We start from the raw sequence: 12,180 nt of genomic DNA, 5'->3' as shown, positions 1-12,180 counted from the left end.
TCTCAGATGAAGTGCTTACGCAAGCGTTGAGAGAGGAAATCCAGCAGGCTGACGGTGACGATGATAAGCACCATCAATGCGCAGGTTTGCTGGAACTGGAAACCGCGAATCGCTTCCCACAGGGTGACGCCAATACCGCCTGCGCCCACCATGCCGACCACGGTGGCGGAGCGAACGTTGGACTCGAAGCGGTATAGCGAATAGGAGATGAGCAGCGGCATGACCTGCGGCAGGACGCCGTAGAGGATCTCTTCGATTTTGTTCGCGCCGGTTGCGCGGATGCCTTCCACCGGGCCGGGCTCGATGGCTTCAACCGCCTCGGAAAGCAGCTTGGAGAGCACGCCGGTGGTGTGAATGAACAGCGCCATGACGCCCGCGAACGGACCGAGGCCGACGGCGACCACGAACAGCATCGCAAAGACCATTTCGTTGATCGCACGACAGGCGTCCATCAGGCGGCGCATGGGCTGGTATATCCACCACGGCACGATGTTTTCAGCGCTCATCAGGCCAAACGGAATGGAGAGAATAACGGCCAGCGCGGTGCCCCAGACGGCGATTTGCAGGGTGACCGCCATTTCACTGAGGTAGTCCTGCCACTGGCTGAAGTCCGGCGGGAAGAAGTCGGCGGCGAAGGTCGCCATATTGCCCGCGTCTTTGAAGAGCAGCAGCGGATCCATTTCCGCGCCCTTCCAGGAGATAACCAGCACCGCCAGCAGGATGGCCCAGCTTATGAGCGAGAACCAGCTGCGCTTTGGCGGCGGGAGGGTGATGGTTTGCATGTTGGCTCCTTAATCTGTTCTCCCTCTCCCTGTGGGAGAGGGCCGGGGTGAGGGCATCAGCGTGCGCCTTTCCCCCTCACCCTAACCCTCTCCCTCAAGGGAGAGGGGACTTGAGTTACTGCACCGCTTTATTCACGCTGGTCATCGCGCCGAGCGCGGCGGTCAGGCGGTCGAGATCGTCCAGCTGCGCCTGAATTTCCGACACTTTGCTGGTCTTCTCTTCTTCCTTCAGACCTTTGTTGTCCTTCACGCCCTGCATCTGTTTAAACAGCGCCAGCTGGCGAATCGGCACCAGCTGCAAATCGCTGGACGCGCGGAACGGTGCCCAGCCCAGGTGCGCCAGCACCGCTTTCTCTTCCGGCGTTTTGCCGTAGTTCATAAAGAAGTCGTAGACCTTGTCTTTGGTGCTTTCGGAGAGGTTTTTACGCCACACAATCGGGTCGCCCGGGATCAATGGCGATTTCCAGATCACCTTCAGCGCTTTCAGCTTGTCCGGCGCGGAGGTCTTCAGCTTGTCGAGGTTTTCAGTGTTGTTGGTGGCAACGTCTACCTGTTTGTTCGCTACGGCCAGGGCGTTGGTTTCGTGGCTGGCGTTGACCGTGCGCTTGAAGTCGCTGGCGGAGATGTTGTTTTTCGCGAAGACGTAGTAACCCGGGACGAGGAAGCCGGACGTAGAATTCGGGTCGCCGTTACCAAAGGTCAGCTCTTTGCGTTTGGCGAGCATATCGTTGAGGTTGTTGATCGGGCTGTCTTTGTTAACGATCAGCACGCTCCAGTAGCCCGGGGAGCCGTCTGCTGCAACGGTCTGGGCAAAGACCTGGCCGTTGGCGCGATCTACCGCTTCCATGGCAGAGAGGTTGCCGTACCACGCGATGTCGACTTTGTTGAAGCGCATTCCCTGGATAATGCCCGCGTAGTCCGGGGCGAAGAAGGCGTTCACTTTGATCCCCAGTTTGGTTTCCATATCTTTCAGGAACGGTTCCCACTGCGGCTTCAGGTTTTGCTGTGATTCCGTTGAAATGATGCCAAAGTTCAACGCTTTTTCCTGTTCCTCTGCCCAGGCCGGGCTTAACAGGGTGCTGATGCTGAACATGCTGGTGAAGGCCAGCGCGGCAACGGCTTTGTAGTTCATTTCCATTCCTCGTTATCGGGGCGTTAAGCAGCCTGCGCGCGTTCTTCGACGCGGTTTACGCTGCGGTAGAGATGATCAAAACGTTCGTTATCAAACTGATGGCTGGCGCCATCGAAGAACACGTGGCCCTGACGCAGGGCGACGATGCGCTCGCAGTAGCGCAGGGCGTAATCCACCTGATGCAGCGTCACCACCACGGTGATGCCGTCGTTCTGGTTGATGTCGCGCAGGGTTTCCATCACGATGCGGGCCGATTCCGGATCCAGCGAGGCGATAGGCTCATCGGCCAGAATGATTTTGGCTTTCTGCATCAGGGCGCGGGCGATGGCGACGCGCTGCTGCTGTCCGCCGGAGAGCGTTGAGACGCGCTGGTAGGCAAAATGCGCCATGCCGACGCGGGTCAGCGCCTGTAAGGCTTCTTGTTTCTGGGAAGGGGAGAACCAGCGCAGGCAGGTGCGCCAGAACGGGGTGCTGCCGAGCGCGCCAATCAGCACGTTCTCGAGCACCGTCAGGCGGTTCACCAGGTTGAACTGCTGAAAGATATAGCCCGTCTGCGCGCGGCTTTTGCGAATATCGCTCGCCAGACGCCCCGCATGTTGCACGGTGTTACCCAGCAGCTCGACGCGGCTTTCCGGCGTTTTGTCACAGGTAATGAGGCCGCTTAAGTGACGAAGAAGGGTGGATTTTCCTGAACCGGATGGCCCCAGCAGCGCCACCATTTCGCCCTGCTGGACGGTCAGATCAACGGCATGCAGCGCCTTGTTGTGATGGAAGGTTTTGCTCAGTTTCTCGACGCGAATGACAGTTTGCATGTGCTGGGCCTCACGATAAATGTGGCCTCATGCTGGCGCATCAATATGACATTCAGGTTAAGTGTTGGTTGCGGGAGTTTGAAGAGTTGAGGGGGATTTGATGACAATCACCGTAGGCCCGGTCAGCGCAGCGCCACCGGACGCTGTTGCCGGATGCGCTGCGCTTATCCAGCCTACGATTTAACGACGTTAATCATCCACGGCACGCCGTATTTGTCGGTCACAGTGCCGAATCCGTGCGCCCAGAAGGTCTCCTGCCAGGCCATTTCAATATTGCCGCCATCGGCGAGGTTGTCGAACCAGCGCTTGCCTTCCGACACATCCTGGGTGTCGAGCACCAGTGTGAAACCCGCGTATTGCGCGCTGCTGCCAGGCGGTATCCCGTCGCTCATCATAATGTCGCTGCCCGCGATGCGGACGTTAGAGTGGGCGATGGCGGTATCCGGGAAGTTCATGCCGGACGGACAGCCTTCTTCGCTGTTTTCGTCTTTAGGCATTTCGCCGAAGGTGATTTTGTAGAGGAGTTCTGCGCCGACGGCCTGCTGATAGAAGGCGGTGGCCTCCGCACAGTTGCCGGCGAAAGAGATGTAGGGACTTAACGGCATAATCTTTACCTCACGTAAGAAAAGCCCGTTAAGTGTAGTTCCCGGACGCCCGGTAAGCGAAGCGTCACCGGGCGGGTCAATCAGTTCTTTTTCACGAACTCAGATTTCAGTTTCATCGGACCGAAGCCGTCAATTTTGCAATCGATATTATGATCGCCTTCAACAAGACGGATGTTTTTCACTTTGGTACCAATCTTCAGCATGGAAGAACTGCCTTTTACCTTCAGATCTTTCACAACGGTAACGCTGTCGCCGTCTGACAGCAGGTTGCCGTTCGCGTCTTTCACAATCAGCGTATCGCTGTCCTGCGCAGGCTCCGCATCGTTCCATTCATGGGCGCATTCCGGGCAAACGAACATGCCATTGTCTTCATAGGTGTATTCAGAATTGCATTTCGGGCAGTGTGGAAGTTGCATGTTGGTATCCTCAAAAGTGTTAACACGCTGGAAAACGCCAGCTAAATGACGGCAGTGTGCCGAAAAAGGCAGCGAGTATAACGCAAATCCCCACTTTTGTCGGTGATATTGTTTTAGAAAAATAGCGCAAAAATGCGTAAAAGATGACACGAACTGTCAGTGAATTAAGGGAAGCTTATGCCCTGCACGGCAGTGATCGTTATGATGATAAATATATCGAATATTTTATTACAGCAAATTGCTACGCTGTGCCATTTCGGATAAGGTGAAGGAACAAGCCGTTATTTATCTATCCTTTCTGATGCTATACATCTTTTGGTGTCAGGGAATACCTCTCTTTTTTGGTGGGTAAATAACGATGATATCTCCTGATGTTTCCTGAAAATGCGTTTTGTCTATTTACTTTTGGTCTTCTGACCAGAGGGATGTTTTACACGTATTAGAAGGGTGAGATTTAAATTCTCATTATCTTCAGTTATTTGTATTAAATGAACATGTTTTCCATACGTGATCATATAAGCCTGAACAGTATAATTAAAAAACGTGGCTTAATAAAAGTAATAAATTTGCGTTAAGGGAAGGCTTTTATCATGCACACACAGACCATATTTGAATTAAGCCAGGAAGCCGAACGTTTGTTACAGCTGGCTCTGAACAATCTTGATTCATTAAAATCAATGCCGATTGCAAAGCTGGATAGCACAGCCGCTGCCATAAGCGGCGTTAATAACAACGTTTTGCCATTACATTTTAGCGCGCGGGGTGTCGACGCTCAGCAGGCGTTGCTGAATAACGAATTACGCAAAATAACCCGCCTCGAAATGGTGCTGGCGATTGTGGGTACCATGAAAGCGGGAAAATCGACCACCATTAATGCGATTGTGGGTACGGAAGTGCTGCCGAACCGCAATCGTCCGATGACGGCGCTGCCCACGCTGATCCGCCATACGCCGGGCCAGAAGGAGCCGGTGCTGCATTTTTTGCACGTTGCGCCCATTGATACCCTGATTTCCCAGTTGCAGACGAAATTGTGCGATAAAGATCGCGGCAAGCTGGCGCGGCGTCTGGAAATCGACAAGGACATGAATACGCTGCTGGAGCGCATCGAAAGAGGTGAGGCGTTCGGAAAACATCACCTGGGCGCGGAGCCCATCTTTCATTGTCTGAAAAGCCTGAACGATCTGGTGCGGCTTTCTCAGGCGCTGGGCGTGGAGTTTCCTTTTTCTGAGTACGCCGCGATTGAACATATTCCGGTGATTGAGGTGGAATTTGTGCACCTCGCCGGTCTGGATGCGCACCTGGGGCAACTGACGCTGCTCGACACGCCGGGGCCGAACGAGGCCGGTCAGCCGCACCTGCAAAAAATGCTCAGCGAGCAGCTGGCGCGCGCCTCTGCCGTGCTGGCGGTGATGGACTATACCCAGCTTAAATCCATTTCCGACGCCGAGGTTCGGCAGGCAATTTCGGCGGCGGGGAAATCCGTGCCGCTTTACGCCCTGGTCAACAAATTCGATCAGAAAGATCGTAACAGCGACGATGAAGAGCAGGTACGGGCGATGATTTCCGGCACGCTGATGAAAGGGAATATTTCTCCGGGACAAATTTATCCGGTCTCTTCCATGTGGGCCTACCTGGCAAACCGCGCCCGCTATGAGATGAACACCCATGGGCGGCTTCCCGATCATCAGGATCAGCGTTGGGTGCAGGATTTTGCCGAGGCCGCGCTGGGCCGCCGCTGGCGTACGGCCGATCTCGACGATAGTGACCATATTCGCCATGCGGCGGATCTGCTGTGGGAGGATTCGCTGTTCGAACAGCCCATCCGCAAGCTGATTTACGCGGCTTACGCCAACGCCTCGCTGTTCGCCCTTCGGTCGGCATCGCATAAGCTGCTGAACTATGCGCAAAATGCCAGAGAATACCTGGATTTTCGCCATCAGGGACTGACGGTCGCCTTTGATGAGCTGGAGCGGAATATTAAGCGCCTGGAAGAGGACATGGCGATGCTGCGTCAGCGGCAGAGCGTAGTGAGCGATGAGGTCCAGCATGAAGTTGAAGAGGCGCTCAACGCAGCGGATGCATTTCTGCTTAGTCAGAAAGGCGAACTTCACCAGGCGCTGGACGACATGTTTAGCCGCCCGTTAATTCTTGATTTAGCCGGGCGCGAGCCATCCAGCATGCGTACAGACGACACGGATGAGAACCAGCAGCTGGTGCTTGACGATGAAGGGCAGGCACAGATTGTCCTGAGCAAGATCCGATCGTCATGCGAGCAGATTTTGCTGAATGCGCAGAGCAGAATTAGCCGGGAGCTGGCGTTACGCTTCGATCAGCTGGAGTCTACGCTCGCCCGATCGTTGAATGAGGCGATGCGCCCCATCGAGATGCAAATTAAGGAACAGCTCAGTCATGCCGGCTTTCGGGCGCGGATTAGCTTTCCGGCGTTTCAGGCAAACCAGCTTAACTTCAATACGCGCGGCTTATTTAATGATGCCATTGTGCAGGACACCCCTCCCGCCAGTCAGCCTGCAGGGGCGGGCAGCGTACGTAATACCGTCTCGCGCTGGCTCAATCATCCCGGCTGGGGCTGGGAAGCGTATGTGGAGACGCGCACCCGATATGTCATCGATATCGCCCAGCTTCATGGCAAATTTACGCAGCATACCGATCAGTTTTGCGATCAAATTCGTAAAGCTTTGGCCGCGCAGGTCGATGTCTCTGTTACGGCAGGTATGGCAACGTTTTTTGCAGAGTTTTCGTTGTGCCTGACCGGGTTACAGGAAAGCTTGCGTGATAGCCTTGCCGTGCGGCAGCAGAATGAGCATTCAACCCGGGCGCTTAGCCAGTTGTTGAAGCAAAGTATGACCACAGCGGCGTGGATTCAGGAAGATACCAGACTGTTACGCGATGATATTCAAACCTTATTCGCGGCAGAGCAACCATGACAACACAGCTACTGGACGGTCCCGGGCGGACGCTGGAGTGTATTCATCCAAAATTTATGGTCGATTTGGTCCAGGGGGCGGATGCTGCTCGTCACACCCTCCTGGGGCCACAGCAACTGCAATTTCGTGAGCGTTTGACGCAGGAGATCGTTACGCAGACCCGGTTGCGGCCATGGGCAATGGCGGGAATGCTCAACGAAAATGCAGCACTGCGGCTGGGTCTGGCGGAGAAACTGGCCGGTATGCTCGACCCCGGACACCTGGCGCTGACCCGCATGTCCGACAAGCTGGTAGCCCTGCGCCAGCAGGTTAATCCACGCCTCCCTCAACCTTCCGGATTGTTGCAACAGTACGAGGCGCTCTCCGCACATTTCAACCAGCGTGCCGCCTATAAAGAGAAAGCGCTCGCGCAGCGTGGCCTTACGGTTCAGGCGGGTGAGCACAGCGAGCAAATTTTTACCCGCTGGCGAGCCGGGCAGTATGACGGCTGGTCGCTGGCTGGCCGCTGCTTTATCGTGCTGGAAGAGTTGCGCTGGGGCGCGTTTGGCGATGCCTGTCGTCTGGCGAATAGTGATGTGGCGGCCATGCTGAAAGATAACCTGCGCAGCATGGCCGCAAACTATCTGGCACAGGGGATTAATGCTTCTCCCACCACCCGGCATTTTTACCATCAGTGGCTGACGACGCCCGCTTCTCCTGGTCTGATGGATTATAAAGATATGCTTGGCTGGCTGGGGGACTGGTGTCAGGCGGATAAACATCCGGTGAGCTGGTCAGTGACGCAGAGCTGGCAAACGGTCGCGCTGGGTATGCCGAGACTCTGTTCGGCAAAACGGCTGGTGGATGGCATGGTGGAAGAGATATTTAGTGCGTGATTGCCCCCTCTTTTTAAGGAGGGGGCGAATGGCTTAGTGGTGCATTTCTACCGCTTTCGGCTCTGCCTGGGTTTCCGGAACCTGTCCAAAACGTCTGGCGTACAGCGCCGTGATGATCGGGACCAGAATCGCCGTCACAATCACGCTGGCGGCAACCAGGGCCGTGGCGGAAGCCGCCACCGGTTCAAAGGCCGGGTTAATCTGGGCGATAATCACCGGGTTAGCTACCGCAGCGCCTGCGGCCGACGAGGCGGCCACACCTGCGGTTCCGTTACCGCCCCCGATGACGCGGTCTGCAATAATTAGCGGAATACCCGTGATGACGATGACGGCAACACCCAGCACAATACCCAGCAGGCCGGTTTCCAGAATCACGTTCAGATTGATGGTATTGCCCAACGCGAAGCCGAAGAACGGGATCAGTACCGGGGTGGCTTTGCTGAAGAAATCGCGCAGATCGTGATCGAGGTTGCCTAGCGCAAAACCAATCAGGAACGGCAGGATCGCCCCGACAAAATGGTGGGGTTCAAAGGAGGCAAGGCCGGCAGAACCCAGAATCAGCATGGTCATCAGCGGACCCGACTCCAGGGACATCAGCACGAACGCGCCTGATTCTTCTTTGGTGCCATATTGATTCATCAGGCTGGCATAGAGACCGCCGTTGGTCATATCCATTGCTGAAACAATGGCCAGAACGGATAATCCGGCGAAGAATCCGGTCTGTATGCCATTCTCCGGAATGAACATCGCGCAGATCATGGCAACGACCCAGGCGACCGCAATTTTAGTAATGACCAGCGTCCCTGATTTACGTAATACCGTACCAGTTGCACGTAAATTAATAGATGCGCCGATGCAAAAGAACCAGACTGCCAGAATCGGCACCGTTCCAGTGATCATACCTTTTGTAAAACCGCCAAAATAAGCACCGGTATTCGGGGCCAGCGTATTTAATATCGCGCCAAGTACCAGCGGTACCAGCATCATCCCGCCCGGGATGCGTTCTATTGTTGCTTTAATCTTCATCATTAACCCTCACATCTCGCCCGCGTGGCTGGCGGAAATCTCAAAAAATAGATCAACAAATTCAAATGATTGCCTTTTTTGAAGACCAATCGATTCGTTACTTATGCTGTAAAGCGAAATTCAGGTGCTTAGCATTCCTTCATTTGAAAGCCGCTGGGATATTGTGTTCGGGTTTATCATGCGATCTTTGGAATTGCGATTCAATGAAAATAAAACACTGTTTTAGTTATCTGCGTCACATATTGAATGTAAACAGGAATGCCCGCTGTTAATAATTAAATTTTGTGTAAATTCGATGTGAAGAAATGTGATTGTTTTTTGTTTTAAGAGGAATAATAACGGGTGTTAAGATGTGCTTGATAAAGGGGGTGAGAATGACCTTATTTATCGTGGATTGACAAAACCTGAAGCCAACTTACGAACCGGAAAAATATATGTGAAGTTGATCACATATATAAACGCTGGTAGGGTAAAAAGGTCTTTAACTGCCCAGACAGGCGTCAACAGGTTCGGTTGTATTGAGGTAAAACGTCAATGTAAGTAAACCTGCTACGCTTGAATAAGGAGATTCGCATGGAGCGGATCTCTGGTTCACAGCTTGCAAATGCGCTGTGAAACGGACGGGGCTGAGTCTACGAGGAAAGCTATGCTTAGAAGGAAAAAAGTAAAACCCATCACGCTGCGCGATGTCACCATTATTGATGATGCGAAACTGCGCAAAGCGATTACGGCGGCCTCGCTCGGTAATGCGATGGAGTGGTTCGATTTTGGTGTCTACGGCTTTGTTGCCTATGCGCTTGGTAAAGTGTTCTTCCCCGGTGCCGATCCCAGCTTGCAGATGATTGCCGCGCTGGGTACGTTCTCTGTTCCCTTCCTTATTCGCCCTCTCGGTGGCCTGTTCTTCGGCATGCTGGGTGATAAATATGGTCGCCAGAAGATCCTGGCTATTACTATTGTCATCATGTCGATAAGTACATTCTGTATCGGCCTTATTCCGTCCTATGCGACCATTGGTATATGGGCACCGATCCTGCTGTTGATCTGTAAGATGGCGCAGGGCTTCTCCGTTGGCGGCGAATATACCGGTGCATCGATTTTTGTCGCCGAGTATTCTCCGGACCGAAAACGCGGCTTTATGGGCAGCTGGCTCGACTTTGGTTCGATTGCCGGGTTTGTCATGGGCGCGGGAGTTGTGGTTCTGATTTCAACTGTAGTGGGTGAAGAGAACTTCCTCGACTGGGGCTGGCGTATTCCGTTCTTCCTGGCGCTGCCGCTTGGCATCATCGGTCTTTACCTGCGTCACGCCCTGGAAGAGACGCCTGCGTTCCAGCAGCACGTTGAAAAGCTGGAGCAGGGCGACCGTGAAGGGTTGCAGGATGGCCCGAAAGTGTCGTTCAAGGAGATTGCGACCAAACACTGGCGCAGCCTGCTGACCTGTATCGGTCTGGTGATTTCCACCAACGTGACCTATTACATGCTGCTGACATACATGCCGAGCTATCTGTCGCATAACCTGCACTACTCGGAAGACCACGGTGTGCTGATTATTATCGCCATCATGGTAGGCATGCTGTTCGTGCAGCCGATTATGGGTCTGCTGAGCGACCGCTTTGGCCGTAAGCCATTCATTATTCTCGGTAGCGTCGCGCTGTTCGCGCTGGCAATCCCGGCCTTTATTCTGATTAACAGCAATGTGCTGGGGCTGATTTTCGCCGGTCTGCTGATGCTGGCGGTGATCCTCAACTGCTTTATCGGGGTGATGGCTTCTACGCTACCGGCAATGTTCCCGACGCATATTCGCTACAGTGCGCTGGCGGCAGCCTTTAATATCTCCGTTCTGATTGCGGGCCTGACGCCGACGCTTGCTGCTTCACTGGTGGAGAGCACGCAGAACCTGATGATGCCTGCTTACTATCTGATGGTTATTGCGGTGATTGGCCTGATTACCGGTATTACTATGAAGGAGACGGCGAACCGTCCACTGAAAGGGGCAACGCCTGCGGCGTCCGATATTCAGGAAGCGAAGGAGATCCTGCGCGAGCACTACGATAACGTAGAGCAGAAGATTGAAGATATTGACGCAGAGATTGAAGAGCTTCAGAAAAAACGTTCTCGCCTGGTTGACCAGCATCCGCGAATTAACGAGTGATAAAAAACCCGCCGCTGGCGGGTTTTCTTTTATTAGCATCCTGCGGCGATATAGTCGCCGCTGACGCTGACGGGGATCACCGTCAGGAAGAGGATAGTTGCGAACAATATCAGAACAACTCCTCCGGCTATTTTGACCATCGGCATTACCCAGTTCAGGGAAGTGCCGCCACTAAACCAGGCTACTGTGCGTTCACGCGCGTAACGTACTGCCAGCGACAGCCCCATAATCGACAGCGCCGTGCCCAGCGACATTGTCATCACAGCAGCAATTCCCCAGCTAATAATGCCGAGCGCATTCGAGAACATCAGGATCATAATTGCTCCGCTGCACGGGCGTGCGCCAATGGCCAGCACCACGCCCAGACGGGTTTTCCAGTCGCTTTTAGCCAGATCCACCCCTACGCCGTGATGGCCGCAGCCACAGTGTTCATTATGCTGATGATGCGGCTTGATGGCGCTAATCGCCATTTTGCGCGGACGCAGGCTGCTGAGCGCCTGATAAATGATAAACGCACCGAAGGCGGCAATCAGTAAGGCGCTGATTTTCTCGACGTACCAACGGCTGGTACTGATATCTCCTGATGCGAGGTTCAATCCAACCGCCAGGATAAAGACAAAGAGGATCGCGCTGACGCCCTGCATCAGGCTACCGATAAACGGTACGACGCGTGCCGCGAGCTGGCTCTCTTTATTGGTGCTGAGATACGTGGCGACGATAAATTTGCCGTGTCCTGGTCCAACGGCATGGAGTACACCATAAAGAAACGCACCGGTTAACAACCACAGCCCACCGCTGTACTGATGATTATTAAGTTGCAGTAAATACATCACCAGATAACGGTGCAGGGTGATCTGAGCGGCGAGGCACCACTGAATAAAAGCATTCCAGTGCGTATGCAGTGCGAAACCTGCCATAAGTAACACCAGCACGGCGAGCCCGGCGGTTGGGATACGCCAGTCACGTTGAAGTCGTTGTGTCGTCATCAGGTTGGTCTGCGAGAGGAATATTTACCGCTAGTATAGTGTTCAATTAGCGGGATCGCACCGGGATCGTCAATGGATTGTGGATAACTCTGTGCGTAAAAGGGTATAAGGCGGGGTTTTGCTGGGGAATACAGCAGTCAGTCATTTTTTTGCAACTTTTCTGTTGCGGTCGCTCGGGAACTCCCTATAATGCGCCTCCATCGACACGGCGGATGTGAATCACTTCACAGACTACCCGGTCGGTTGAAGAGAAAAAATCCTGAAATAACGGGTTGACTCTGAAAGAGGAAAGCGTAATATACGCCACCTCGCGACAGAGCGCTGAAGCGCGTCGCAACTGCTCTTTAACAATTTATCAGACAATCTGTGTGGGCACTCAAAGTGACATGGATTCTTAATGTCCTCGGACACTAAATGAATACCAAGTCTCAGCGAGTGAACACGTAATTCAT

Annotated in this window: 10 protein-coding genes; 3 read left to right on the top strand and 7 right to left on the bottom strand. The window is 53.8% G+C overall.

What is annotated here, in order from left to right:
* Positions 1 to 2 precede the first annotated feature (2 nt).
* The 5 genes from phnE to CKK19_RS19250 form a co-directional block, all read right to left on the bottom strand.
* Positions 3 to 782, bottom strand: a complete 780-nt coding sequence (phnE, locus tag CKK19_RS19270) for a phosphonate ABC transporter, permease protein PhnE (RefSeq protein WP_021242916.1) — start codon at positions 780 to 782, stop codon at positions 3 to 5.
* Between the two features lie 115 nt (positions 783 to 897).
* Entirely contained in the window at positions 898 to 1,914 is a 1,017-nt protein-coding gene (gene phnD / locus CKK19_RS19265) for a phosphonate ABC transporter substrate-binding protein (RefSeq protein WP_022646786.1), read from the bottom strand.
* A gap of 23 nt (positions 1,915 to 1,937) precedes the next feature.
* Positions 1,938 to 2,726: a phosphonate ABC transporter ATP-binding protein gene (phnC, locus tag CKK19_RS19260; protein WP_063854255.1), complete on the bottom strand. Its 789-nt coding sequence runs from the start codon at positions 2,724 to 2,726 to the stop codon at positions 1,938 to 1,940.
* A gap of 173 nt (positions 2,727 to 2,899) precedes the next feature.
* Entirely contained in the window at positions 2,900 to 3,331 is a 432-nt protein-coding gene (gene yjdN / locus CKK19_RS19255) for a VOC family metalloprotein YjdN (RefSeq protein WP_022646788.1), read from the bottom strand.
* A gap of 80 nt (positions 3,332 to 3,411) precedes the next feature.
* Positions 3,412 to 3,747 carry a zinc ribbon domain-containing protein YjdM gene (locus CKK19_RS19250; protein WP_022646789.1) on the bottom strand — a complete coding sequence of 112 codons (336 nt, stop codon included), beginning with the start codon at positions 3,745 to 3,747 and terminating at the stop codon, positions 3,412 to 3,414.
* A gap of 590 nt (positions 3,748 to 4,337) precedes the next feature.
* Here CKK19_RS19250 and crfC point away from each other — a divergent pair.
* Together crfC and CKK19_RS19240 are read left to right on the top strand one after the other, a co-directional pair.
* Positions 4,338 to 6,692 (top strand): clamp-binding protein CrfC, encoded by a 2,355-nt coding sequence (gene crfC, locus CKK19_RS19245; protein ID WP_063854256.1) that lies wholly within the window; start codon positions 4,338 to 4,340, stop codon positions 6,690 to 6,692.
* A complete protein-coding gene (locus CKK19_RS19240; protein ID WP_022646791.1) occupies positions 6,689 to 7,567 on the top strand; it encodes a diguanylate cyclase regulator RdcB family protein in 879 nt (292 codons plus the stop codon). The genes crfC and CKK19_RS19240 overlap by 4 nt, the downstream gene beginning before the upstream one ends.
* A 33-nt stretch (positions 7,568 to 7,600) precedes the next feature.
* Here CKK19_RS19240 and kdgT read toward each other — a convergent pair whose 3' ends face one another.
* The gene (gene kdgT / locus CKK19_RS19235) at positions 7,601 to 8,593 is read right to left on the bottom strand and encodes a 2-keto-3-deoxygluconate transporter (RefSeq protein WP_022646792.1); all 993 of its coding nucleotides are present in this window, start codon (positions 8,591 to 8,593) and stop codon (positions 7,601 to 7,603) included.
* 646 nt (positions 8,594 to 9,239) lie between these two features.
* On the opposite strand from kdgT, the gene proP reads away from it, so the two are divergent.
* Complete coding sequence (proP, locus tag CKK19_RS19230; protein ID WP_022646793.1) at positions 9,240 to 10,742, top strand: glycine betaine/L-proline transporter ProP; 1,503 nt, start codon at positions 9,240 to 9,242, stop codon at positions 10,740 to 10,742.
* Between the two features lie 32 nt (positions 10,743 to 10,774).
* On the opposite strand, the gene CKK19_RS19225 is transcribed toward proP, so the two are convergent.
* A complete protein-coding gene (locus CKK19_RS19225; protein ID WP_045620942.1) occupies positions 10,775 to 11,728 on the bottom strand; it encodes a nickel/cobalt transporter in 954 nt (317 codons plus the stop codon).
* Positions 11,729 to 12,180 lie beyond the last annotated feature (452 nt).

It is taken from the genome of Enterobacter sp. CCUG 70166 (genome assembly GCF_020224095.1).
Lineage (GTDB): Bacteria > Pseudomonadota > Gammaproteobacteria > Enterobacterales > Enterobacteriaceae > Enterobacter > Enterobacter intestinihominis.
This window is presented reverse-complemented; position numbering and strand designations above follow the sequence as displayed.

Excerpts from the sequence above, each read along its gene's own strand:
- phnE (WP_021242916.1), bottom strand. The coding sequence starts at position 782 with ATGCAAACCATCACCCTCCCGCCGCCAAAGCGCAGCTGGTTCTCGCTC.
- phnD (WP_022646786.1), bottom strand. The coding sequence starts at position 1,914 with ATGAACTACAAAGCCGTTGCCGCGCTGGCCTTCACCAGCATGTTCAGC.
- phnC (WP_063854255.1), bottom strand. The coding sequence starts at position 2,726 with ATGCAAACTGTCATTCGCGTCGAGAAACTGAGCAAAACCTTCCATCAC.
- yjdN (WP_022646788.1), bottom strand. The coding sequence starts at position 3,331 with ATGCCGTTAAGTCCCTACATCTCTTTCGCCGGCAACTGTGCGGAGGCC.
- CKK19_RS19250 (WP_022646789.1), bottom strand. The coding sequence starts at position 3,747 with ATGCAACTTCCACACTGCCCGAAATGCAATTCTGAATACACCTATGAA.
- crfC (WP_063854256.1), top strand. The coding sequence starts at position 4,338 with ATGCACACACAGACCATATTTGAATTAAGCCAGGAAGCCGAACGTTTG.
- CKK19_RS19240 (WP_022646791.1), top strand. The coding sequence starts at position 6,689 with ATGACAACACAGCTACTGGACGGTCCCGGGCGGACGCTGGAGTGTATT.
- kdgT (WP_022646792.1), bottom strand. The coding sequence starts at position 8,593 with ATGAAGATTAAAGCAACAATAGAACGCATCCCGGGCGGGATGATGCTG.
- proP (WP_022646793.1), top strand. The coding sequence starts at position 9,240 with ATGCTTAGAAGGAAAAAAGTAAAACCCATCACGCTGCGCGATGTCACC.
- CKK19_RS19225 (WP_045620942.1), bottom strand. The coding sequence starts at position 11,728 with ATGACGACACAACGACTTCAACGTGACTGGCGTATCCCAACCGCCGGG.